This is a genomic window from Flavobacterium tructae, from assembly GCF_001853485.1.
Classification (GTDB): domain Bacteria; phylum Bacteroidota; class Bacteroidia; order Flavobacteriales; family Flavobacteriaceae; genus Flavobacterium; species Flavobacterium tructae.
Genome location: NZ_MIKE01000011.1, coordinates 222,964 through 246,775, shown reverse-complemented (window position 1 = coordinate 246,775; position 23,812 = coordinate 222,964). Strand labels below are relative to the sequence as shown.

The 23,812-nt window shown below is 36.0% G+C and carries 18 protein-coding genes and 1 riboswitch; of the genes, 16 read left to right on the top strand and 2 right to left on the bottom strand.

Annotated elements, in window-relative coordinates; all coding sequences use genetic code 11:
• Nucleotides 1-76 precede the first annotated feature (76 nt).
• Nucleotides 77-1,327: a methionine adenosyltransferase gene (metK, locus tag BHE19_RS03045; RefSeq protein ID WP_070905889.1), complete on the bottom strand. Its 1,251-nt coding sequence runs from the start codon at nt 1,325-1,327 to the stop codon at nt 77-79.
• Nucleotides 1,328-1,863: 536 nt separating this feature from the next.
• Between metK and BHE19_RS03035 the strand changes: the two genes are divergently transcribed.
• The 10 genes from BHE19_RS03035 (at nt 1,864) to BHE19_RS02990 (ending at nt 15,313) form a co-directional block, all read left to right on the top strand.
• Nucleotides 1,864-4,710 (top strand): TonB-dependent receptor plug domain-containing protein, encoded by a 2,847-nt coding sequence (locus BHE19_RS03035; protein ID WP_070905887.1) that lies wholly within the window; start codon nt 1,864-1,866, stop codon nt 4,708-4,710.
• Between the two features lie 416 nt (nt 4,711-5,126).
• Nucleotides 5,127-5,315: a hypothetical protein gene (locus BHE19_RS03030; RefSeq protein WP_070905886.1), complete on the top strand. Its 189-nt coding sequence runs from the start codon at nt 5,127-5,129 to the stop codon at nt 5,313-5,315.
• Nucleotides 5,316-5,385: 70 nt separating this feature from the next.
• Nucleotides 5,386-6,690 (top strand): O-acetylhomoserine aminocarboxypropyltransferase/cysteine synthase family protein, encoded by a 1,305-nt coding sequence (locus BHE19_RS03025; RefSeq protein ID WP_070905885.1) that lies wholly within the window; start codon nt 5,386-5,388, stop codon nt 6,688-6,690.
• 179 nt (nt 6,691-6,869) lie between these two features.
• Nucleotides 6,870-7,958 (top strand): homoserine dehydrogenase family protein, encoded by a 1,089-nt coding sequence (locus BHE19_RS03020; protein ID WP_017497295.1) that lies wholly within the window; start codon nt 6,870-6,872, stop codon nt 7,956-7,958.
• A 603-nt stretch (nt 7,959-8,561) separates the two neighbouring features.
• A complete protein-coding gene (locus BHE19_RS03015) occupies nt 8,562-8,762 on the top strand; it encodes a hypothetical protein (protein ID WP_026110069.1) in 201 nt (66 codons plus the stop codon).
• Between the two features lie 188 nt (nt 8,763-8,950).
• Nucleotides 8,951-9,059: riboswitch (SAM riboswitch) on the top strand.
• 71 nt (nt 9,060-9,130) lie between these two features.
• Complete coding sequence (locus tag BHE19_RS03010) at nt 9,131-10,120, top strand: alpha/beta fold hydrolase (protein ID WP_070905884.1); 990 nt, start codon at nt 9,131-9,133, stop codon at nt 10,118-10,120.
• 1 nt (nt 10,121) lies between these two features.
• Nucleotides 10,122-12,536 carry a bifunctional aspartate kinase/homoserine dehydrogenase I gene (thrA, locus tag BHE19_RS03005; protein WP_070905883.1) on the top strand — a complete coding sequence of 805 codons (2,415 nt, stop codon included), beginning with the start codon at nt 10,122-10,124 and terminating at the stop codon, nt 12,534-12,536.
• A 224-nt stretch (nt 12,537-12,760) separates the two neighbouring features.
• Nucleotides 12,761-13,189, top strand: coding sequence for an OsmC family protein (locus tag BHE19_RS03000; protein ID WP_017497290.1), 429 nt, complete (start codon nt 12,761-12,763; stop codon nt 13,187-13,189).
• Nucleotides 13,190-13,470: 281 nt separating this feature from the next.
• Complete coding sequence (locus tag BHE19_RS02995) at nt 13,471-14,643, top strand: trans-sulfuration enzyme family protein (protein ID WP_070906559.1); 1,173 nt, start codon at nt 13,471-13,473, stop codon at nt 14,641-14,643.
• Nucleotides 14,644-14,902: 259 nt separating this feature from the next.
• A complete protein-coding gene (locus BHE19_RS02990; protein ID WP_008466594.1) occupies nt 14,903-15,313 on the top strand; it encodes an RrF2 family transcriptional regulator in 411 nt (136 codons plus the stop codon).
• A gap of 107 nt (nt 15,314-15,420) precedes the next feature.
• Here the strand turns inward: BHE19_RS02990 and BHE19_RS02985 are convergent, their stop codons facing one another.
• Nucleotides 15,421-16,203, bottom strand: coding sequence for a sulfite exporter TauE/SafE family protein (locus BHE19_RS02985; protein ID WP_070905882.1), 783 nt, complete (start codon nt 16,201-16,203; stop codon nt 15,421-15,423).
• A 310-nt stretch (nt 16,204-16,513) separates the two neighbouring features.
• On the opposite strand from BHE19_RS02985, the gene BHE19_RS02980 reads away from it, so the two are divergent.
• The 6 genes from BHE19_RS02980 to cobA all read left to right on the top strand — a co-directional run bounded on the left by BHE19_RS02980 (nt 16,514) and on the right by cobA (nt 23,717).
• The gene (locus tag BHE19_RS02980) at nt 16,514-17,416 is read left to right on the top strand and encodes a sulfite exporter TauE/SafE family protein (RefSeq protein WP_070905881.1); all 903 of its coding nucleotides are present in this window, start codon (nt 16,514-16,516) and stop codon (nt 17,414-17,416) included.
• Between the two features lie 27 nt (nt 17,417-17,443).
• Nucleotides 17,444-18,154, top strand: a complete 711-nt coding sequence (locus BHE19_RS02975; RefSeq protein WP_070905880.1) for a phosphoadenylyl-sulfate reductase — start codon at nt 17,444-17,446, stop codon at nt 18,152-18,154.
• Between the two features lie 287 nt (nt 18,155-18,441).
• Complete coding sequence (gene cysD, locus BHE19_RS02970; RefSeq protein WP_202700681.1) at nt 18,442-19,359, top strand: sulfate adenylyltransferase subunit CysD; 918 nt, start codon at nt 18,442-18,444, stop codon at nt 19,357-19,359.
• A 129-nt stretch (nt 19,360-19,488) separates the two neighbouring features.
• Nucleotides 19,489-20,733 (top strand): sulfate adenylyltransferase subunit 1, encoded by a 1,245-nt coding sequence (locus BHE19_RS02965; RefSeq protein WP_017497284.1) that lies wholly within the window; start codon nt 19,489-19,491, stop codon nt 20,731-20,733.
• Between the two features lie 127 nt (nt 20,734-20,860).
• Entirely contained in the window at nt 20,861-22,951 is a 2,091-nt protein-coding gene (locus BHE19_RS02960) for a HEPN domain-containing protein (RefSeq protein WP_070905879.1), read from the top strand.
• Nucleotides 22,944-23,717, top strand: coding sequence for a uroporphyrinogen-III C-methyltransferase (gene cobA / locus BHE19_RS02955; protein WP_070905878.1), 774 nt, complete (start codon nt 22,944-22,946; stop codon nt 23,715-23,717). Before BHE19_RS02960 ends, cobA begins: the two co-directional genes overlap by 8 nt.
• The last annotated feature ends 95 nt before the right edge of the window (nt 23,718-23,812 follow it).

Below are 23,812 nucleotides of genomic sequence, written 5' to 3'. Positions count from 1 at the left end.
CGGTTTTTTTATGTTTAAGAATAAAAAGTTATTATCTAACAATCTAAAAATCCAAGCTAGTCTAATAATCTAAGATCTATAATCCGAAAGCAGCTTTTACCTGGTCAACAAAATCAAGTTTTTCCCAAGTAAACAATTCAACAGTAACTGTTTTTTCGTTTCCACCCGGAGCAGAGAAAGTTTTAGTTACAGTTTCCGGTTTACGTCCCATGTGTCCGTAAGCAGCAGTTTCACTGTAAATAGGGTTTCTCAATTTCAAACGTTGCTCGATAAAGTAAGGACGCATATCAAAGATAGCTTCTACTTTTTTAGCGATTTCACCATTTGTTAAGTTTACTTTAGAAGTTCCGTAAGTATCAATAAAAATACCCATTGGCTCAGCAACTCCAATTGCGTAAGAAACCTGTACTAAAATCTCATCAGCAATACCTGCTGCTACTAAGTTTTTAGCGATATGACGTGTTGCATAAGCCGCACTTCTGTCTACTTTACTTGGATCTTTTCCTGAGAATGCACCACCACCGTGAGCGCCTTTTCCACCGTAAGTATCCACAATAATTTTTCTTCCTGTTAAACCAGTATCTCCGTGAGGTCCTCCAATAACGAATTTCCCAGTTGGATTAATGTGGTAGTTGATTTTATCATTGAATAAATGCGCGTGAGCTGGATTTTTAGCAATGATTCTTGGAATCAAAATTTCGATAATATCTTTTTTGATTTTAGCAAGCATTGCCGCTTCTTCATCAAAATCATCGTGTTGAGTTGAGATTACAATTGCATCAATACGAGTTGGTTTATTATCGTCACTGTACTCTAAAGTTACCTGTGATTTTGCATCAGGACGTAAATAAGTGATCTCCTTATTTTCACGTCTTAAGATAGCTAACTCCTGTAATAATTTATGAGACAAATCAAGTGCCAATGGCATGAAGTTTTCAGTTTCGTTAGTTGCATAACCAAACATCATTCCCTGGTCTCCAGCACCTTGCTCTTCCGGCTTAGCTCTGTCAACTCCTTGATTAATATCTGCTGATTGCTCATGAATTGCCGAAAGAATTCCACAAGAATTAGCCTCAAACATATATTCGCTTTTAGTATATCCAATTTTACGGATTACTTCGCGAGCAATTTGCTGCACATCAAGATAAGTATTCGATTTTACTTCACCAGCTAAAATTACCTGACCAGTAGTAACCAGCGTTTCACAAGCTACTTTTGAGTCAGCATCAAATGCCAAAAAGTTATCAATTAAAGCATCCGAAATTTGATCTGCAACTTTGTCTGGATGCCCTTCACTAACAGATTCTGACGTAAATAAATAAGCCATAATAATGTATTAAATTAAAATTAAGCGAGAAAAAATAATTGCTAAAAAGGGCTAAAGGAGAATTTCTGCTTTAGCATTTTTTACTACCGAAATCTATGTTTCAGTACCCATAACGAACCGTTTCATTATGAAGAGGTTGCAATCAGTTCAAATTTTTCCTCTTGTATTCGCGTGCAAAGGTATAAAACCATTTTGATTTGCAAATTAAACTTTTCATTTTTTTGATTTTAGAAGCAGAAATTTAACATATCATACTATTTTGATAGGGTAATAGAAATTATTTTGGTTTTTGTTTGGCTGATTAAAAAATAGTTCGCAAATTTGCCCCATCAAAATAAAACAAAAAATGAAATTAACGATTTGCAATATGTCATGTATGATGCCGGAGCCTTCCGCAGAGACACTGTTGTAGTTTTTTTTAAAGAAATATACATATAGAACCTCTGCCGCTCGCAGGGGTTTTTTTTGTTCCAAAAAGAAACCGGATTGTAAATCACTTTTTAAGTCAGAAAACAATATAAAACCAGAAAAAAGTAATGAAAAAGAATGTAGTAGTAGCTTTAAGTCTTTTGACCTTTTCGGGCATTTATGCACAGGAGAATAAAAAAGAGCAGGACAGTTTAAAAAATAATGAATTGACCGAAGTGACCATTGTAGGGTCGCGCAGCAAAAACAGAGTAAAAACAGATGTACCGGTTCCGGTTGACGTTTTTAATATTTCAGAAATAACAAAAGGAGCGCCGCAAACCAGCGTAACCCAAATTTTAAATTATGTGGCACCTTCTTTTACGAGTAACGCAACTTCTACAGCAGATGCGACAGACCACGTTGATCCGGCACAGTTAAGAGGTTTAGGGCCGGATCAGGTTTTGATTTTGGTAAACGGAAAAAGAAGACATACAAGTTCATTAGTCAACATTAATGGATCGCCGGGAAGAGGATCTGTAGGAACAGATTTAAATGCCATACCTTCATTTGCTATTGAAAGAATCGAGGTTTTACGTGACGGTGCAGCGGCTCAGTACGGTTCGGATGCGATTGCGGGAGTTATTAATATCGTATTGAAAAAAAATGCCAACTATCTTTCAGGAGGCATACAGTATGGTACCAACTTATCTTCGGGATCGAATAATTTTAAAGGAGGAGCCGATGGTCAAAATCTACAAGTTGATTTAAATTACGGAACTTCTTTGGGTAAAGCAGGGAGTTTCCTTAATGTTACCGGTAGCGCTGTGACCAGACAGGCAACAAGCCGTGCGGGAATTAGAAGCAACGCAATTTTTAATGCCTACAATGCTGTCGAGAACAGAGCAGCTCAGAACGGTGTGAACATTAATTCATTTTTCAGTAATATTAATAATACCCCAAATTCAGCGCAAATTTTGAATTCGCTTAAACAGTATGCACCACAGGTGGGTTATTTTACACCGGCACAGCAAAATGCTATTGCTTCGGCAGGTACTATTGCACAAATGCAGACTGCTTTGAATTTTGATGTAACCAATAATGAATTGGCGTACAGAGGTCAGGAAAGAAGCGACTATAATATGAGTGTAGGTCAGTCGGAATTAGCATCTGGACAATTATATTACAATACAAAGTATCCGTTAACCGAAACAACATCTTTATATTCATTTGGAGGTTTGTCTTATAGAAATGGTAGATCGTATGCTTTTAACAGGCTTCCAAACGGTTCAGGAACTTTTACACAGGTATATCAAAATGGATTTTTACCGGAAATAGAATCTTCAATCTTAGATGCTTCTGCGGCAGTTGGGGCTACAACAGAATTATTCGGTTTTGACACCGATATCAGTACAAACCTCGGGACAAACTCTTTTAAATATGATGTGAACAATACTATTAATGCTACTTTGGGAACCAATTCGGCTTCGAGTTTTTATGCCGGTAAAGTTTCGTTTTTGCAAAGTACAACCAACTTGGATTTAAGTAAAAAGTACGATGTTTTAAACGGCCTGAATGTTGCCTTTGGTGGAGAATTCAGATATGAAAATTATCAGATTCAACAGGGAGAAGAAGCTTCTTACGGATTGTATGATACCAACGGAAATTTAGTTCCCGGAATTTTACCAAGCAATTCGCCTTTAATCGTAACCGACTTTTTCGGGAATAAGCGTGGAGCCGGAGCACAAGGATTCTCGGGGTTTCAGCCTTCAGATGCTAAAGTTAAGGACAGAAAAAGTGGTGCGGCTTATGTAGATTTAGAATTAAATGCAACAGAAAACTGGCTTCTAAACGGAGCAGCGCGTTACGAGAACTATTCTGATTTTGGAAGTACCGTTACCTTTAAACTGGCGTCTCTTTTGAAATTAACAGACAATATCAACTGGAGGATTTCAGGACAAACAGGTTTTAGAGCTCCTTCACTACAGCAAAAATATTTTGAAAGCAGCTCAACTCAGTTCATAAACGGTTCTCCTTATCAGGTGGGGTACTTTACAAACGATTCACAAGCAGCCAAAAGTATTGGGGTTGAAAACTTAAAAGCGGAGAAATCAAAAAGTATCAGTACCGGATTTACATTCAAGATTCCTGAAGCAAACATTACCATTGCAACAGATGCTTATTTTACCAGAATCGATGATAGAGTGGTGTTAACCGGACAGTATGCAAGACCAACAGATGCACAGATTAATGCAGCAACATCGCCGGAACAAAAAGATGCCTTAACTTTATTTCAACAGGCCTTTGATTTAAAAGGTGTGGAAAGAGCTTCGTTCTGGACCAATGGAATCAACTCTGAAACGAAAGGTGTTGATGTTGTAATTTCACATAAATACAATGTTATTCCGGATTTCACGATCAGAAATGATTTTGCGTTGAGCTACAATACCACCAAAAGAGTAGGAGAATTAAATGTTCCTCAATCGATCATCAATGCAGGTGGAGAGCCTTTTAAATATTCATTCTTTCCGGAGTCAAGCCGAATTTATTTAGAAGAAGCCATTCCAAAATTGAAAGCCAATTTGACGACTACGTTTAGTATCAAAAAACTGGATATTTATTTAAGAAACAGTTATTTCGGAGCAGTGACAGATCCGGGAGCAACAGATGTAAATTTAGACGGATCATCTTCTGTTTACGAACATCCTGAATACAGCGCTAAATTGGTTACCGATTTGTCTTTTGGATATCAGATTAACGAGAAATTCAGATTAACCGTTGGGTTTAATAATATAGGTGATGTTTATCCGGACCGAAATAATCCAGCAACACCTGCTTTTACCAATACAACGCCAACCTTGTCGCCTGCGCCAAGTACAGATTTAAGCAACGCCAATCAGTTTGCTTATTCCAGAGCAGTATCACAATTTGGATTAAACGGAAGATTTGGTTTCGCTAGATTGAGTTTTAAGTTCTAAGACCATAATATTGGCCGCAGATTATAAGGATTAAACGGATTTACGTTGATCTGATAATCATATTAATCCCTTAATCTGTGGCTGTTTTTTATTTTTTCATAACTATAATACCTGCATTTACAGGGAGTAATAAAAATTTTACATTAAATATTGATATTTAATTTGGTAGTTAGGAAAATACTTATTACATTTACTCTATAGAATTAGTCGAATTAAAAAAGACATTAATTTTAAATAAAATAAAAATGAAAACAATAGCAAATAGTATGATGATGTGTTGTGAGATGATGCAAATGTGCATCCCAAATTGCTGTTACCAAAAGTGAAAGAGTAAATCTTTGTTATAGTTAGAACTATAAGCCCTTTTGGTCGCCATCCGAAAGGGCTTTTTTAATTCCGAAACTAAAACAAGTATCATGAAAACACTACATATTATAGTAAGAGAGATTTTATACAGATTGAAAACCGATTATAAACGATTTGCAGCTGCAGTTAAAAGTAGAAAAGTGAATACAGCTAAAATAAAAGGAGAGCTTTATTCGAGTGAATCAAATTCTCTGCTTTTCCAAATGTACCTGCATGAAGAAGAAGATCTTTTTATTTGAGATATAAAAACGACTGTAATAATTAAAGAATAAACCAAAAGCTATAAACAATACCTAAAACTAAGAAATCATGAGCACACAAAAATTTGCCACAAACGCACTACACGCAGGACACGATGTTACTAAAAATGCAGGAACCAGAGCAGTTCCAATTTACCAGACATCATCGTATGTTTTTAACAATTCAGATCATGCAGCCAATTTATTTGGTCTTGCTGAAGCCGGATTCATTTACACCCGATTAAATAACCCTACAAATGATGTTTTGGAACAACGTCTTGCGGCGCTTGAAGGTGGAATTGGGGCAGTAGTTACAGCCTCAGGAGCCTCTGCAATTTCCACATCTTTATTGACTTTGCTAAAAGCAGGAGATCATATTGTGGCTTCAAATAGTTTGTACGGAGGAACGTATAATTTATTGAGTGTAACTTTACCGCGGTTAGGGATCACAACTACCTTTGTAGATCCTTCAAAACCCGAAAATTTCACTAAAGCTGCCAAAGAAAACACACGGGCATTTTTTGTTGAATCTTTAGGAAACCCAAAATTAGATGTGCTCGATCTGAAAGCGATTTCAGCAGAAGCTAAAAAATTTAAGGTTCCTTTTATTGTAGACAATACAGTAGCTACTCCGTATTTATTAAATCCGATTGCTTACGGAGCAGACATTGTCATTCACTCCCTTACCAAATATATTTCAGGAAACGGAACCTCATTAGGAGGAGCCATTATCGACGCCGGAACTTTTGACTGGGCCAATGGTAAATTTCCTGAGTTCACAGAACCTTCACCGGGATATCATGGCTTAGTGTATCACGAAGCTTTAGGAAATGCCGCTTTCATTGCTAAAGCCAGAATCGAAGGATTACGTGATTTTGGAGCAGCTTTGAGTCCGTTTAATGCTTTCCAGATCATTCAGGGATTAGAGACTTTACCAATCCGAATTCAAAAACACAGCGAAAATGCTTTGGCTTTGGCTTCCTGGCTAGAAAAACAGGAAGAAGTAGCCTGGGTGAATTATCCGGGCTTAAAAAACAATAAATATTATGACCTGTCACAGCAGTACTTGCCAAAAGGGCAAAGTGGTGTCGTTACCTTTGGATTAAAAGGAGGTTTTGAAGCAGCCAAAAAAGTGGTAGATGAAACCAAACTTTTCTCGCTTCTGGCCAACATTGGCGATACCAAGTCATTAATCATTCATCCTGCAAGTACAACGCATCAGCAATTGTCTGATGCCGAACAATTAGAAACGGGAGTTTCAAAAGATCTGGTTCGACTTTCCGTTGGACTGGAAGATATAGAAGATTTAATTGCTGACTTGCAAACTGTTTTTGCAAGCGTGACCGAGTCACAATACAGCATTAATAAAAACTAGGTTTTTTTGTTTTTTGTTTGAAAAATTGCCTTTAGCAGCGTGAGTTCTGCTAGAGGTGATTTTTTATAAAAAGCAAATCAGTATAAAAGTTTTAAACCTTATAGGTGTTGAGGTTTAATGTAGAGTGCTACAGTGTACTTAAAATAGTTATAAGGTTTAAAAAATTAAAAAGTAAAATTATGTCAAAGCTTAAAATAAATATCATCCTTTTTGGAATTGGAAATATAGGGAGTACTTTGATCAATCAAATTATTGAAAGTCAGGAGTTTTTTCTCAAAAGTAAGAATATCGATTTTCACTTTCCAATTATCACCAATTCAACTGTAGCTTTTTTCGAGAAAGAAGGCGTAGGATATGCTTGGGAAACCAATTTTCTGGAATTGGCCGTTCCTTTTAAGGTTCAGGATATTATTGAATTTGCCAAAGAAAATGAATTTGAAAATTTAATCGCTGTAGATGCCACTGCGAGCGATGAATTAATACATCACTACAACACATTGATCGAAAACGGGTTTAATATTGTAGCGGTAAATAAAAAAGCCAATACATTGCCGATTGATTTGTACAAAGAGATCAGGTCAAACCTTAAAAAGTACGACAAAGAGTTTTTGTATGAAACCTCAGTAGATACCGGATTTCCGGTTTTGCAAACTTTGAGAGACCTGTATTATTCAGGCGAAAAAATCACAAAGATTCGTGGTGTTTTTTCAGATAATCTGAGTTATGTTTTTAATCGCTTTGCTGCCGAAGAAACAACCTTCTCTTCTTTATTAAAAGATGCAAGTTTACTCGGTTTAATGCGTTCTACCTTTAAAGAGGATTTATCCGGAAATGATACAGCCCGAAAATTACTGATTCTCACGAGAGAAATTGGAAAAGATTTTGAGCTGTCAGATATAAAAATTAATTCTCTTATTAATGAAGAGCATCTGGAGCAAAACGGCATTCTGAATAAAGAAGCAATCGATCGATCGTTTAAGATTGCTAAAATTAGTCAGGCAGATGATCATGTACTGCGATATGTGGGAGAATTTGATGTTGTAAAAAATACATTAGAAGTCAAACTGGTTTCAGAACCTATTACTTCAGCAATAGGTCAGTTGAAAGGATCAGATACCATTTTCGAAATTTATACACAATCATATGCAGCTGTTCCAATTGTGATTCAAAGTGCTTCGGCCTGTAAGCAAGCCATTTCAAGGGGGGTAATTACAGATATTTTAAAAGTAGCCGAAAAGATCAAAAATAAAGAAGCAGTCTGGTTGTAAGTGGTTTCGAAATGCTAGTAAGTTGTTCTTTGATATAATGAAACAGGAAAGTTTTTTAAGTTATTTTTCGTAAGATTTATCTTTTAAATATTGATATGTTAATTTTGTAAGATGTTTTTTAACCTAAAAAGGTCGCTTTTTAACGTTTTTTGGGATTAATTTATTGAGTCTCACTTGCATAATTGATAAAATATTCGCAAATTTGTAAGACTTCAAAGCTAAAGAAGAAATAATTTAGTATTCTGAATGAAAGTTACATCGATTGAGGCAAAAGTTTTGTACTCTGTTGATTTAAAAAAGAGTAAATTAGAAATATTTCTAAAGTTTAAAGAAGTTTATTAAAATAGAAAAAATGCAAGAATTTTTTAAAATAGCAATTAAGTCCCAGATGAATAAGTCCCTACAGATGAACAAGATGTTTAACGTCGCACGTATTTGTGTATGCGTCTGTTGATACTAAAAGTATATATAAGTTGTAAAAAACTTGAACCCTTTTGGTATTAAAAATCCAAAAGGGTTTTTTTATTCCATTTGGTTACGATAACAAAGAAATAAACATAAAATAAAGATAATAACACGCAAACTAACATAAACTTAAATGTCATGAGCACAATAAACTACCTAACAAAGACTTTTTCAACATTGAAAAACATTAGAGCTAAAAGAAACAATGCACCGCCAACAAATGAATTGACCGATTCAAGATTCGGGGTGACTGAAACAAATAAAAAAGCGGAGAAAAAAAATCCGGATTCATTATTGTTTTTGATGTATTCAAAAGAAAATGAAACGCTTTTTATTTAAATCTAAAAGCATCATAAAATAGAGGGAAACCTGCTTAATTTTACTGGGCAAATTGTTCGGTAATTTTTTGCGTACACTAGTTTTTGTTTGAATTATGTTTAAGAAATTGAGGAATCAGTTTCGATAAAATTTGTTTGTTTGAGAAATTAGTAGTTAATTTGCACCTTTAAGTTCAAAGACGTATTGAAATGTTATAAAGAAAGGACGAGGGATTAGACCCGATGAATCCTTAGCAACCCTTCGTTAATTCGAAGAAGGTGCTGCATTCTACCACGCCTAAACGTGGAAAGATAACAACAAGAAATTTTCTGGTTTCACTCTAGACTTTCTTTCTAATATTTCCACATACAAATCAAAATTAAAAAGATTTGAAATTGGAAAATATACCAAATCCCATTATAATTCAGGAATTCATCACCGAAAGTGGTGTGTCCTACTCATCATTACCCTTAAGTTTTACACTTTCCGGTTTACCATTGTATAGTGCGCCTATTGTTCTCGTTAATCATGCTTTGACAGGGAATGCAGAGGTCACCGGAGCAAACGGCTGGTGGAATGACCTTATTGGGGAAGAGAAAACAATCGATACCCATAAATTCACCGTACTGGCTTTTAATGTGCCCGGAAACGGAAATGATTCCTTTATCATCGAAAACTATCAGGATTTCACTACCAGAGATATTGCCCGTATTTTTATTAAAGGTCTGGAGCTTTTAAATATTCACCAACTACATACCATTATCGGAGGTTCTGTTGGTGGTGGCATCGCCTGGGAAATTCTTGCATTAGAACCTAACATTACTCAAAATCTGATTCCCATCGCAACGGATTGGAAGTCGACCGACTGGATGATCGCCAATTGCTATTTACAAGAGCAAATTTTGAACAATTCTTCAAAACCTATAGAAGATGCCAGAATTCATGCAATGTTGTGTTACAGGTCTCCGGAATCATTCAAAGAGAAATTTCAACGTACCATCAATACCAACCGTCCTGTTTTTAATATCGAAAGCTGGTTGGCACATCATGGTGAAAAACTACAGAAAAGATACCAATTGGCTTCATATAAATTGATGAACCAATTGCTTAAAACCATAGACATCACCAGAAACAGAGAAGATTTCGAGACTTTGTTATCTAAAACAGACGCCGCGATTCACATTATCGGAATCAATTCGGATTTGTTTTTTATACCCAAAGAAAATCGGGAGACTTTTCAGGAATTAAAAAAGTTCAAAGACAATGTTTCTTACAGCGAAATAGATTCGGTTCACGGACATGACGCTTTTTTAATCGAGTACAAACAATTAGATCATTTACTTGCCGATATTTTTAAGGCAGAAACAATAGAAAAATAAAATGAAAATATTAAAATTTGGCGGTAAATCGTTATCAAACGGAGAAGGACTTAATAAAGTAGTTTCAATTATTACGGATAAAGTACAGCAGAATGAAAAAATAGCTGTTGTGGTTTCAGCCCGCGGAAATGCAACAGACGAGTTAGAATACATTTTAAAAATTGCTGCTAAAAACGGTAATTATAAACCGTTATTTGAGAATTTTAAAGCGTATCAGATTTCAGATTATCCTCAGGTCGATTTATCTGAAGAATTTAATGTGCTCGAGAAACTTTTTGAAGGAGTAAGCCTGATTGGTGATTACAGCAATAAAATTAAAGATCAGATTTTATCAAAAGGAGAATTACTTTCGGCTAAATTGCTGACAGCTATTCTAATCGGAAAAGGAGTTCCGGCAAATTTTGTCGATTCAAGAGAATTGTTGAAAACCGATTCTAAATTTGGTGACGCACAGCCTTTGGAACAGCTTTCTAAGAAAAATGTGATCAATTATTTTAAAGAACACAACGGTTCAACGGTTAACATCGTGACCGGTTTTATTGGATCTAACAATAATAACGATACAACCACTTTAGGAAGAAACGGAAGTAACTATACCGCGTCGCTAATTGCAAACTATCTGAATGCCGAAGAATTGCAGAATTTTACACATGTTGACGGAATTTACACCGCAAATCCTGATTTGGTTGCCGATGCTAAAAAGATAGAATTCCTGTCGTTTAATGAGGCGAATGAATTAGCCAATTTTGGCGCTACCATTTTACATGCGAAAACAATCATTCCGTTACTGGAAAAAAATATCCCGCTTCGTATTTTAAATACCTTTAATCATGAAAATCGCGGGACTTTAATTACCTCTGATTCTGCGAAAGAAGGAATTAAAACACTTTCTGTTTTAGAAAATGTTTCTCTGGTGAATCTGGAGGGTCGCGGATTACTTGGGAAAGCAGGTGTAGATGCCCGAATTTTTAAAGTAATGGGCGATCACAACATCAGTGTGAGTATTATTTCGCAAGGTTCTTCAGAGCGAGGCATTGGTCTTGTGGTGGCGACCGACAAGGCTACATTGGCCATGGTCGAATTAGAAAAAGAGTTCGAAAATGACTTCTATTCTAAAGATGTAAATCAAATTACGGTAACCGATAATGTTTCGGTAATTTCGATTATCGGTCAGGATTTGAGTACTTTTCATAAACCCTACACGGCATTAATTAAAAATAAAATTGTTCCGATTTTGTTCAATAACACCGTTACGGGTAAAAACGTGAGTTTGGTTGTTAAAAAATCTGAACTACATAAAGCCTTAAACGTAATTCACGGAGAGATTTTCGGAGTTTCCAAAAAAATCAATATTGCCATTATTGGTCATGGATTAGTGGGAGGAACTTTAATCAATCAGATTTTAGAATCGACTGACGCTATCGAGAAAAGAAAAGATGTGAGACTGAATGTTTTTGCAATTGCCAATTCCAAAAAAGTACTTTTAGATAAAAACGGAGTAAGTTCGAACTGGAAAACAGACATTGAAAAGGAAGGACTTGCCTATACCATTCAGGATATTATTGCTTATGCGAATCAACATCATTTAGAAAACCTGATTGCGATTGATAATACCGCCAGTGCAAAATTTGTGGAGAATTATATTCCGCTGGTGGAGAGCAGTTTCGATTTGATCTCTTCTAACAAAGTAGCCAATACACTAAGTTATGGTTTTTATAAAGAATTGAGAAAATCTTTAGCCGAAAATCAGAAGAATTATTTGTACGAAACCAATGTTGGTGCCGGATTGCCATTAATTGATACGATTAAATTATTACACCTTTCAGGAGAAAACATCACCAAAATAAAAGGAGTATTCTCCGGAACACTAAGTTATTTATTCAATAATTTTTCGGCAAAAGATGTTCCGTTTAGCAAGATTTTGCAGGAAGCGATTGATAACGGATACACAGAACCGGATCCTCGTGAGGATTTATGCGGAAATGATGTGGGAAGAAAATTATTGATTCTGGCAAGAGAATTAGACTTGCAGAATGAATTTGAAGAAATTTCGATTCAGAATTTAATTCCGGAACATTTGCGTGAAGGAAACGTTGGTGATTTCTTAACGAAATTAAAAGAATTCGATCCGATTTATGAAAAAATAAAAGCCGATCAAAAGCCAAATCACGTATTGAGATACATTGGTGAATTGTCGGGAGATTTGCAAAACGACAAAGGAATTTTGGAAGTAAAGTTAGTTTCGGTACCTTCTGACACCGCTTTGGGCGGATTAAAAGGATCTGATTCTTTCTTTGAAATTTATACAGAGTCTTACGGAGACCGTCCAATCGTAATCCAGGGAGCAGGTGCAGGCTCTGCTGTAACAGCGAGAGGAGTATTTGGTGATATTTTGAGATTGTCAGATAAAGGGTAAGGGGTTTTAAATTTTAGATTGCAGATTTTAGATTTAGATTTAGATTTCTGATTTGTCATTTCGACGTAAGGAGACTCGAGCGATAGCGAACAGACGAAGTAAATCACACAAGGAATTCCGCAACGAAGAATTCTAATCTTTGTCAACAATCTAATGTGATTTTTCCTTACGTCGAATGGATAAGATTACAAAGAATAAAAAGTAAAAAAAAAAATAACAACACAATGAAAGTAACTTTGAATAGAGTAAATGACGCGTTTCATTTTAAACTTAAAAACGAACGTGGTCATGTAGTGGATGTTGACAGCAGAGCCGAATTTGGCGGAAGTGATTTAGGTCCAAGTCCAATGGAATTAGTATTGATGGGGGTTGCGGGATGCAGTGCCATTGATATGATTTCGATCTTAAAAAAACAACGTCAGGAAATCACTTCCTTTAACGCTGAGGTAGAAGGAGAGCGTGTGCAGGTAGGTGAAGCAAAACCTTTTAAGGAAATCAATGTGGTTTTTTATTTAGAAGGAGATATTAACCCTGAAAAAGCACAACGTGCAGCCCAGCTTTCTTTTGAGAAATATTGCTCCGTTTCCAAAACAATTGAGCCTACAGCTACCATAAAATATAAAGTAGTTCTGAACAACGAAGAATTAAAATAATTAGTCAATTAGATAATTAGATAATTTTTGGACCATTTTTATACAATAAAAATTCACATTAAACTTCTGCCGAAACGCTGTGTTTGGCTTTGTGAATCTTTGTGAAATTTTATAAAAAAAGCGAATTAGTGTTAACTAGTGCAATTCGTGTTTTAGCCAATTTGAGAATTAGATAATTTTCAAAATGAAGATTAATTAATAACGTTATACCGTTTAAATTTTAAGTTTTTGTTTTAAACAATGCTGAAAACTTGAAACTTGAAACAAGAAAAACAAAAAAAATGAACACAGAAGAATTTGGTTTTGAAACACAAGCCATTAGGACACAATTAGAAAGAAGTCAGTATCTAGAGCATTCGGTGCCATTATACTTATCATCAAGTTTTGTATTTGAAGATGCCGAAGACATGAGAGCTTCTTTTACAGAAGAAAAAGAAAGAAACATTTACAGCCGTTTCAGCAATCCGAATACCACAGAGTTTGTGGACAAAATTTGTAAAATGGAAGGGGCGGAGGCAGGCTATGCTTTTGCCACCGGAATGGCAGCGGTATATTCTACTTTTGCGGCCTTATTAAATTCAGGAGATCATATCGTGTCTGCGAGCAGTGTTTTTGGCTCGACACATGCTTTGTTTATGACGTATTTTCCAAAATGGAATATCGAAACTTCTTATTTTGATATTAGCAAGCCGGAAACCATTGAAGGATTCATTAAACCGAATACAAAAATTTTATACGCAGAGTCGCCTACAAATCCGGGTGTTGATGTGATCGATTTACAATTGTTAGGTGATCTTGCTAAAAAACACAACCTGATTTTGATTATCGATAACTGTTTTGCCACGCCTTACCTTCAGCAGCCTATAAAGTTTGGAGCGCATTTGGTAGTACATTCAGCAACTAAATTGATTGACGGTCAGGGAAGAGTTTTGGGCGGAGTTACTGTCGGAAGCGAAGATTTAATCAGACAGATTTACTTGTTCTCGAGAAATACAGGACCAGCTTTGTCTCCGTTTAATGCGTGGGTTTTGTCAAAAAGTTTAGAGACATTAGCAGTTCGCGTTGAAAAACACTGCGAAAATGCTTTAAAAGTAGCAGAGTTTTTAGAGGCACATCCAAATGTGAATAGTGTAAAATATCCGTTTTTGAAGTCACATCCACAATATGAAATTGCCAAAAAGCAAATGAAATTGGGTGGAAATATTATCGCTTTTGAAATTAAAGGCGGAATTGAAGCAGGAAGGAAATTTTTAGATAAAATAAAACTTTGCTCGTTATCTGCAAATATTGGCGATACGAGATCGATTGTGACGCATCCTGCTTCAACAACACACAGTAAGTTGTCTGAAGAAGATCAATTGGCAGTCGGAATTACACAAGGTCTTGTACGTGTTTCTGTTGGTTTAGAAACCGTAGAAGATGTAATTGCTGATTTGAAACAGGCGCTTTCTTAAAATAATTTTAGATTTCTGATTTTAGATTTAACTCAGAAGTTGATTTAAAATAAATAACGATTTTTGACTCATAGTGAATGCAGTTGAAAATCGTTTTTTATTAGGTTTTATTTAAACTATATCAATTTGGTAGAATTTAAAATTTTGTTCTATTACTATTCTCGTTTAAAAAGTTTATTTTTGTGGCAGAAAAACAAGGCGATTGTTGTTTTGGGTCAAAAGTCTAAAATGAGCAATCAGCAATTAAAATATATACAACGTGCTTTCAAAGAAAACTAAATACGGAATCAAAGCTTTAACTTATCTGGCCAGACGTGAAAACAATGAGCCGGTACAAATTGCTGAAATTGCGAAAAGTGAACATATTTCGATTAAATTTTTAGAAAGTATTTTGCTGCTGCTTAGGAACTCAGGATTTCTGGGAGCTAAAAAAGGAAAGGGCGGAGGTTATTATCTGATAAAGGATCCTAAAGATATCAGTATGGCTAAAGTCTATCGAATTTTGGAAGGGCCAATCGCACTACTTCCTTGTGCCAGTCATAATTTTTACGAAAGATGTGATGATTGTGATGATGAATCTACCTGTGCTGCACGCCGATTAATGACCGAAGTGAGAGATAATACACTTAAAATACTGGAGAGTAACTCGTTAGCAGATATTGCATTTTAATCAGATCTCCATTCCGGGATTTCCTATAAAAAAGACCATTTCAATATTTTAATGAAATGGTCTTTTCTTTTTAGATTCAGATTATATTTTAAAGAATAGGAATGCGTTTAGAAAATCAATTTATATCCTGCCATAAAAAGCATTACAGCAATCGCATTTCTAAGGAATTGATCCGGAACTTTTCCGCTCAGCATACTTCCCATATAAATTCCCGGAAGCGAGCCCATCAATAATTGTGCTAATAAAGCAAGATCTAAATTTCCCATTGAAGCGTGTCCTATTCCGGCAACTAATGTCAAGGGAACGGCATGTGCAATTTCGGTCCCAACTAAACGAGGGGTTGGCAATAACGGATAAAGAAAAAATAAAGTGACAGTTCCTAAAGCTCCTGCACCAATTGAAGTTAGAGTTACAGTAGCGCCTAATAGAACACCTATAGCAATAGTTAGTGTGTTTTGAGTGGTACTTTCGCGGTGAAATTTATCTCCGGCATGTTTTTGAGAGAATTCTAAAAGTTTCTTTTTAAAGATAATAGCAACCGAAGTAAATAACAATGCCCAGCCTAAACTGTATTTGATAACATGATTTATAGTTTCAATGTCGGTTTTGATACTGCTCAGAATCCATAAAGTAATCAAAGCGGCAGGAACACTTCCGAGAGTCAGCCAGCCCGTAATTTTCCAATTGATATTGCCTTTTTTGTTGTGAACGAACACCCCTCCGGCTTTAGTAAAAGCAGCATAAAGTAAATCTGTTCCAACCGCTGTTGTTGGTGGTATACCAAACCACAACAAAATGGGAGTCATCAAAGAACCGCCTCCAACACCTGTTAACCCCACTATAAAACCTACTGCTAAACCTGCAATTATAAGACCTATTTGGAAATCCATGGATAAATATTTGCCGTAAAAATAACAACATTTTTATAATTATCCTATGGATGTGGTAGACTTTAAAAGTGCTATTTAAAAAAGAATGAAATTTTCATTGTTATAGTTCTGTAGCACAGTTTAATATGTTTTTCTGAGCCGTTTAACGATTGATGGAAATTGTTATGGATTCCTTTTTGTTACTATTAAAATAAAGAGGATGTAAAAAAATCAAATATTGTTTTGATATTTAGAAATAAGTAGTAATTTTGCCATTCAATCTACTAACCCGATAGGGTAATAGGCTTTAAAGCTAAAACAAATCACAGGAATGGAAAAGGAGCTTAAAATAAATACCGCAGCAATTAAGGCTGATGTCACAATTAAAGAAAGATTGTGGGTTTTGGTACCGGCAGTTTTACTGATAGGTTTGTTGGCGACTTTGATTTACAATCATCATGCGGAATTTTCATGGAATGCATTTGTTGACGGTTTTAATCAGGAATTTTTAGTATTTTTTGCTATTGGAGTTTTTGCACAATTGGTAGACGGAACTTTAGGAATGGGATATGGAGCAACTTCTACATCATTTTTATTAGCATACGGAGTTCCGCCGGTTATTAGCAGTACAGCGGTTCACGTTTCTGAAATGTTCACCACGGGAGCATCGGCACTTTCTCACCACCGATTTGGAAATATCAATAAAAAATTGGTCAAACATTTATTAATTCCAGGGGTTTTAGGTTCAATAATGGGAGCTTATTTACTATCGGATGTGATTAACGGAGATATTATAAAGCCTTTTATTGCAGTTTATATGATTGTTCTGGCGATTATAATTATTCGAAAAGCTTTAGTTAAAAAGATCATCAAAAAGAAAACTAAAAAATTAGGATTTCTGGCCATCTTTGGAGGTTTTATGGATTCTGTTGGAGGTGGAGGCTGGGGGCCGATTGTGACTTCAACCTTATTAGGAAGAGGAAGAAACCCGAGATACACTATAGGTTCTGTAAATGCAGCCGAGTTTGCAATTTCATTCGCAAGCGGTATAACCTTTATGCTTTTTGGTGGAATCCACGGCTGGCAGGTTATCATCGGTTTGATTTTAGGAGGTGTAATTGCAGCACCATTAGGAGCTTATCTTTTAAATAAAATCAGAAGAAAGCCAATGATGATTGCAGTTGGAATTTTAATAATACTATTGAGTTTTAAAACATTATCTAAATTATTGTAATATTTTTTAGAAGGAAAGAAAGAGAATATGAGTGCGACTATTATACAATCATTATTAGATAAAACGAAAGATTTTTCACTGGATGAAACCTTAGCTTTCTTAGCAAATGAATACCCGGGGAAAGTAATTTTTTCGACATCTTTTGGACAGGAAGATCAGGTTATCACTGATTTTATTGCAAAAAGCAATCAGGATATAGCCATTTTTACACTAGATACCGGAAGATTATTTCAGGAAACGTATGATGTTTTTCATAAAACATTAAAAAAATACAAAAAGCCAATTGAGGTTTATTTCCCGGAAGCGGCAGCTATAGAGAGCTTACTTCAGTCAAAAGGGCCGAATAGTTTTTATGATTCGGTTGAGAACAGAAAAGAATGCTGTTTTATTCGAAAAGTAGTTCCGCTACGAAAAGCTTTAGCAGGAAATTCGGTCTGGATTACAGGTTTAAGAGCAGAACAATCCGAGAACAGAAACGACTTACAATTGTTTGAATACGACGGAGGTTTTGAAATTATAAAGTTCAATCCCTTACTGAAATGGACATTAGAAGAGGTTGAAACTTATTTGTCTGAAAACAATGTTCCTCAAAATGCTTTGCACAAACAAGGTTTTGTAAGCATCGGTTGTGCACCCTGTACGAGAGCAATTTTTCCGGGCGAAGACATCAGAGCCGGAAGATGGTGGTGGGAATCCAGTCATAAAGAATGTGGATTGCATAGCGCTAAGAAAGAGTAGGTAGAAGAAAGAAGCTAGAGGCAAGAGAATAGATTAAAGAATAAAGAATAAAGAATATAGATTTTTGAGTTCCGAAGGAACGACCGATATTGTAGTGTCGGGTTTCAACCCGATGAAGACGAAGGAACGACCCATATTGTAGCGTCGGATTTTAATCCGATGGGAATGAAAGAAGAAAATTTATAATATATCGTCGGAGTTTAACCCGATGGAGAGTAAAGAAAGTAAAGAATAATAGTAGAAAGTTTTAGGAAACTCACAATAAACAACAACCTGAAACTTTAAACTTGAAACAAAAAAACAAAATGAGTTCAGTATTAAAAACAAACGCTTTAGAGAGCGAAGCAATATATATTTTCAGAGAAGTAATTTCACAGTTTGATAAACCGGTTTTACTTTTCTCCGGAGGAAAAGATTCGATAACATTAGTGCGTTTGGCACAAAAAGCATTCTTCCCTGCCAAAATCCCGTTTCCTCTTTTGCATGTTGATACCGGACATAATTTTCCGGAAACTATTGCTTTCAGAGACAAATTGGTAGAAGAGTTAGGGTTAGAATTAATCGTACGTAATGTTCAGGATGCTATCGACGAAGGAAAAGTGGTAGAAGAAACCGGTAAATATTCCAGTAGAAACAGTTTACAGACGACCACACTTTTAGATGCAATTGAAGAATTTAAGTTTGATGCCTGTATCGGAGGAGCACGTCGTGATGAGGAGAAGGCAAGAGCGAAAGAGCGTATTTTTTCAGTTCGTGACGATTTTGGTCAATGGGATGAAAAAAACCAACGTCCGGAATTATTTGACATTTTGAACGGAAAAATAGAGAATGGCCAAAACGTTCGTGTTTTCCCAATTTCAAACTGGACAGAATTAGATGTATGGAGTTATATCGAGAAAGAACATATCGAAATTCCATCTATTTACTTCTCACATAAAAGAAAAGTTTTTTTGAGAGACGGTTTGATCTGGTCACATTCTCCTTTTGTGTACCAGGAAGAAGACGAACAAATCGAAGAAAGAATTGTTCGTTTTAGAACCGTTGGAGATATGAGCTGTACAGCAGCTGTTGAATCTTATGCAGCAACCATCGAAGAAGTAGTAGGAGAAATCAGAAGCTCTACGATTTCTGAAAGAGGAGCCAGAATTGACGATAAACGTTCTGAAGCCGCAATGGAAAAGAGGAAACAACAAGGGTATTTTTAATTGATAATTGATAATTAAAAAGTAGAATCAAGAAAACAAAAAAAAACATACAGCTTGAAACTTTAGTTCAAAGGAAATCAACTTGAAACCTGAAACTAAATTTTTAAACCTGAAACAAAATAACATAGAATGGACGTTTTAAAAATAGCAACAGCAGGAAGTGTAGATGACGGAAAAAGTACTTTGATCGGAAGATTACTGTACGATACAAAATCATTGACGACAGATAAGATTGAAGCAATCGAGAAAAGCAGTAAGCAAAAAGGATACGATTATCTTGATTTTTCACTGGCAACTGACGGATTAGTGGCGGAGAGAGAACAAGGAATCACAATTGATGTGGCTCATATTTATTTCTCGACTGCAAAGAAAAGTTACATTATTGCCGATACTCCGGGTCACGTTGAATATACCAGAAACATGGTAACGGGAGCTTCGACTTCTCAGGTATCGATCATCTTAATTGATGCGAGAAAAGGCGTAATCGAACAAACGTACCGTCACTTTTTTATCAATAATTTATTGAGAGTAAAAGAGGTGATTGTGGCGATCAATAAAATGGATTTAGTGGATTATTCAGAAGAAGTTTTCAATAAAATTAAAGCCGATTTCCAAGCTTTAAATGCTAAAAGCACTTTCAAAGAACAAAACGTAAGTTACATTCCGCTTAGTGCGATCAATGGAGGAAATGTTGTGGATAAATCGGAGAACATGAAGTGGTACGATGGGCAAACGGTGTTGGAGCACTTAGAAGGATTGCATTCTTCAGATGTTTTTGAAGCAGGAAAAGCACGTTTTCCGGTTCAGACCGTAATTCGTCCAAAAACAGAAGAGTACCATGATTTTAGAGGTTATGCCGGAAAATTATACGGAAACTCAATAAAAGTGGGAGATGCTGTAACAGTACTTCCTTCATTGACAGAATCAAAAGTTTCAAAAATTCACTTTTTCGACAAACAATTTGATGAAGCCGTTGCAGGTTCTTCGATCACCATCGAATTAGAAAATGATATCAATGTGACAAGAGGTGATATGATTGTAAAATCGTCAGAACTTCCAAAAATTGAAAAAGAAATACACACAACAGTATGCTGGATGGACAGTAAAAAACTGGTTCCGGGTACAAAATATATCGTTCAGCACAACACCAATTCGGTTTTGGCAAAAGTAGAAAGTATTAAAAATACAATTGCAACAGATTATTCAGGAACAACACCGGCATCACAGTTAGCAATTAACGAGATAGGAGAAGTAAGCATTAAATTAAGCAAGCCGTTATATTTTGATGCCTATAATGACAATAAATCAAACGGTGCATTCATCTTAATTGATACTGCAACGAATACAACAGCAGGAGTAGGATTCATTAGGTAAACCTGCTATAAGCTTTAAGCCATATGCTGTAAGCTTTAAGCGAAAAATGTATAACAAGGTATTTTAAAAAGCTTATGGCATATAGCCTAAAGCTTAAAGCTAAAAAAAAGCCTAAAGCGAAATAAAAATGGAAAGTTTTAGAACAGAAATAGAAAATCCGGTAGTTCAGAAAGAGATTATCGAGTTAGAAAAAAAGATTCATTTGTTCCGTGGAGGAAAAATTGATGATGAGCGTTTTCGTAGTCTTCGTTTAGCACGTGGAATCTATGGACAACGCCAGGAAGGTGTTCAAATGATTCGTATTAAACTGCCTTATGGTAAAGTAACCAGCGAACAATTGATCCGTATTACAAAAGTTTCTGATGAATATTCTACGGGGCGTTTGCACATTACAACACGTCAGGACATTCAGATTCACTATGTAAGTCTGGACAGAACTCCGGAACTTTGGGCAAATCTGGCCAAAGACGATGTTACTTTGCGTGAAGCTTGTGGTAACACTGTTCGAAACATTACAGGAAGCGAATTGGCAGGTGTGGATGTAAACGAACCGTTTGACGTTTCGCCTTATGCACACGCCCTTTTTCAATATCTTTTAAGAAATCCTATCTGTCAGGAAATGGGACGTAAATTTAAAATTTCGTTCTCGTCCTCTGATGAAGATACTGCTTTGAGTTATTTACATGACTTAGGATTTATTCCAAAAATTGTAAATGGTGAGCGTGGTTTCAAAATTATGTTTGGTGGAGGTTTAGGTTCTCAACCTGCTCATGCCGAATTACTTTCCGAATTCGTTCCGGCAAATCAGATCATTCCAACAGCAGAAGGAATCGTTCGTATTTTTGATCGATACGGTGAACGTGCTAAGAGAATGAAAGCTCGTATGAAATTCCTGATCAAAGAAATGGGAAGAGATGTTTTTCTTGATTTGGTTGAAAAAGAGAAAAAAGCAATCGCTTTTGAAACGTACGAAATTGACACCACAGCTTTTGACGGACCAATTCCGGAACCGTTATTAGAAGTGCCACAAGTTACCATTGAAGATCAGGCAGCATACGAAGCCTGGAAAAAATCAAATGTAATTGCTCAAAAGCAGGAAGGTTATTATGCTATTGGAATCAAAGTTTTATTGGGAGATTTTTACACCGATAAAGCCCGATTATTAGCCGATTTAATTAAAAATTACGCCGCAAATGAACTTCGTTTTTCATTGCGTCAGAATATTGTAATACGTCATGTGAAAGAAGCGAATTTACCTTTCTTCTATCAGGAATTGGCTAAACTGAACTTTGTTCACTTAGGATATAATTCAACGGCAGATATTACAGCTTGTCCGGGTACAGATACTTGCAATTTGGGGATTGCAAGTAGTACCGGAATTGCAGAAGAATTAGAGAAAGTATTAAGTGCCGAATATCCTCAATATTTGAACAATCGCGAAATTGAAATCAAAATCAGTGGTTGTATGAATGCTTGCGGACAGCACAATATGTCGGCAATTGGATTTCAGGGAATGTCAATCAATTCCGGAAAATTGGTAGCTCCGGCTTTACAGGTTCTGTTAGGCGGAGGAAGATTAGGAAACGGAGCAGGTCGTTTTGCCGATAAAGTAATTAAAGTACCTAGCCGTAGAGGACCGGATGCGTTGCGTACGATCTTAAATGATTTTGATGCCAATGGAAGCGGACAAAAGTTTCTGGATTATTATGATTCAAAAGGAGAGAAGTATTTCTATGAAATCTTAAAGCCTTACGCTGATGTAACCAATTTAACCGAAGCTGATTTTGTAGACTGGGGTAATGCAGACAATTACGTAAAAGCAGTAGGAGTTGGAGAATGTGCCGGAGTGGTAATTGATTTGGTGGCGACGTTATTGTTAGAAGCCAAAGACAAATTAACATTCGCACAGGAATCTTTCGACGAAAATAAATGGTCGGATGCTATTTACCATGCTTACGCCGGATTTGTAAATGGTGCAAAAGCTTTATTGCTTTCTGAAAACGAAAAAACAAACAATCATGCAGGAATCGTTGATTTGTTCGATACTGTTTTCATTGCAGCCGGTAAAATTGAACTGGCAACATCATTCAGAGAATTAGTGTATCAAATCAATGCAATACAACCTTCAGAAGCATTTGCAAAACAATACATTCAGGAAGGAATTGCATTTTTTGATACGATCGAAAAATATAGAGCTCAACAATTAGAAAATGCTTAATATCAAACCAAAAGTAACTTTAGTTGGTGCGGGTCCCGGTGATCCGGATTTGCTTACGCTGAAAGCTGTAAAAGCACTTGCTGGAGCGAATGTGGTTTTGTACGATGCATTGGCCAATGAAGAGATATTAGCACATGCTCCTAAAAATGCGATTCGGATTTTTGTTGGAAAAAAAATAGGCAATCATGCTTACACACAGGATCAGATCAATCAATTGATTGTGGATAATGCTTTGACCTACGGAAATGTAGTCCGTTTAAAAGGTGGTGATCCGTTTATTTTTGGACGCGGAAGTGAAGAAATTGAATTCATCGAAAGTTTTGGAATCGAGACGTTCGTGGTTCCCGGTATATCTTCGGTAGTGGCAGTTCCGGCAAGCCAAGGCATATCAATCACCAAAAGAGGTGTCTCCGAAAGTTTTTGGGCCATTACAGGTACAACTTCTGACAGGAAATTATCTTCAGACGTTGCTTTGGCTGCACAGTCATCTGCAACAGTCGTAATTTTGATGGGAATGCACAAATTGCCTCAGATTATTGATTTGTTTCAAAAAGAAAACAAAGGAAATTTGCCCGTTGCGATCATTCAAAATGGAACAATGCCCGATGAAAAAGTTGGTGTAGGAACCGTAAATTCGATTCTGGATATTGTAAAAGAAAAGAAACTGAGTTCGCCGGCAATTATTGTACTTGGAGAAGTTGTTCGCGAAAGCAATAAACTAAAAGGATTTTACGAAGAATTTCTGTCCAAAGAAATGGTGAGATAAAGTGCAGTAAAAATGATTCTTTAGATAATCTTGATTTTCAGTCCGTAAAATGTCTTGGGTATAAAATTGGGTTTTTAACCTGATGAAAGCAAAAA

Excerpts from the sequence above, each read along its gene's own strand:
- metK (WP_070905889.1), bottom strand. The coding sequence starts at position 1,327 with ATGGCTTATTTATTTACGTCAGAATCTGTTAGTGAAGGGCATCCAGAC.
- BHE19_RS02995 (WP_070906559.1), top strand. The coding sequence starts at position 13,471 with ATGAACACAGAAGAATTTGGTTTTGAAACACAAGCCATTAGGACACAA.
- BHE19_RS02975 (WP_070905880.1), top strand. The coding sequence starts at position 17,444 with ATGAGTGCGACTATTATACAATCATTATTAGATAAAACGAAAGATTTT.
- BHE19_RS02960 (WP_070905879.1), top strand. The coding sequence starts at position 20,861 with ATGGAAAGTTTTAGAACAGAAATAGAAAATCCGGTAGTTCAGAAAGAG.
- BHE19_RS02965 (WP_017497284.1), top strand. The coding sequence starts at position 19,489 with ATGGACGTTTTAAAAATAGCAACAGCAGGAAGTGTAGATGACGGAAAA.
- thrA (WP_070905883.1), top strand. The coding sequence starts at position 10,122 with ATGAAAATATTAAAATTTGGCGGTAAATCGTTATCAAACGGAGAAGGA.
- cobA (WP_070905878.1), top strand. The coding sequence starts at position 22,944 with ATGCTTAATATCAAACCAAAAGTAACTTTAGTTGGTGCGGGTCCCGGT.
- BHE19_RS03030 (WP_070905886.1), top strand. The coding sequence starts at position 5,127 with ATGAAAACACTACATATTATAGTAAGAGAGATTTTATACAGATTGAAA.
- BHE19_RS03000 (WP_017497290.1), top strand. The coding sequence starts at position 12,761 with ATGAAAGTAACTTTGAATAGAGTAAATGACGCGTTTCATTTTAAACTT.
- BHE19_RS02985 (WP_070905882.1), bottom strand. The coding sequence starts at position 16,203 with ATGGATTTCCAAATAGGTCTTATAATTGCAGGTTTAGCAGTAGGTTTT.
- BHE19_RS03035 (WP_070905887.1), top strand. The coding sequence starts at position 1,864 with ATGAAAAAGAATGTAGTAGTAGCTTTAAGTCTTTTGACCTTTTCGGGC.
- BHE19_RS03015 (WP_026110069.1), top strand. The coding sequence starts at position 8,562 with ATGAGCACAATAAACTACCTAACAAAGACTTTTTCAACATTGAAAAAC.
- BHE19_RS03020 (WP_017497295.1), top strand. The coding sequence starts at position 6,870 with ATGTCAAAGCTTAAAATAAATATCATCCTTTTTGGAATTGGAAATATA.
- BHE19_RS02980 (WP_070905881.1), top strand. The coding sequence starts at position 16,514 with ATGGAAAAGGAGCTTAAAATAAATACCGCAGCAATTAAGGCTGATGTC.
- BHE19_RS03025 (WP_070905885.1), top strand. The coding sequence starts at position 5,386 with ATGAGCACACAAAAATTTGCCACAAACGCACTACACGCAGGACACGAT.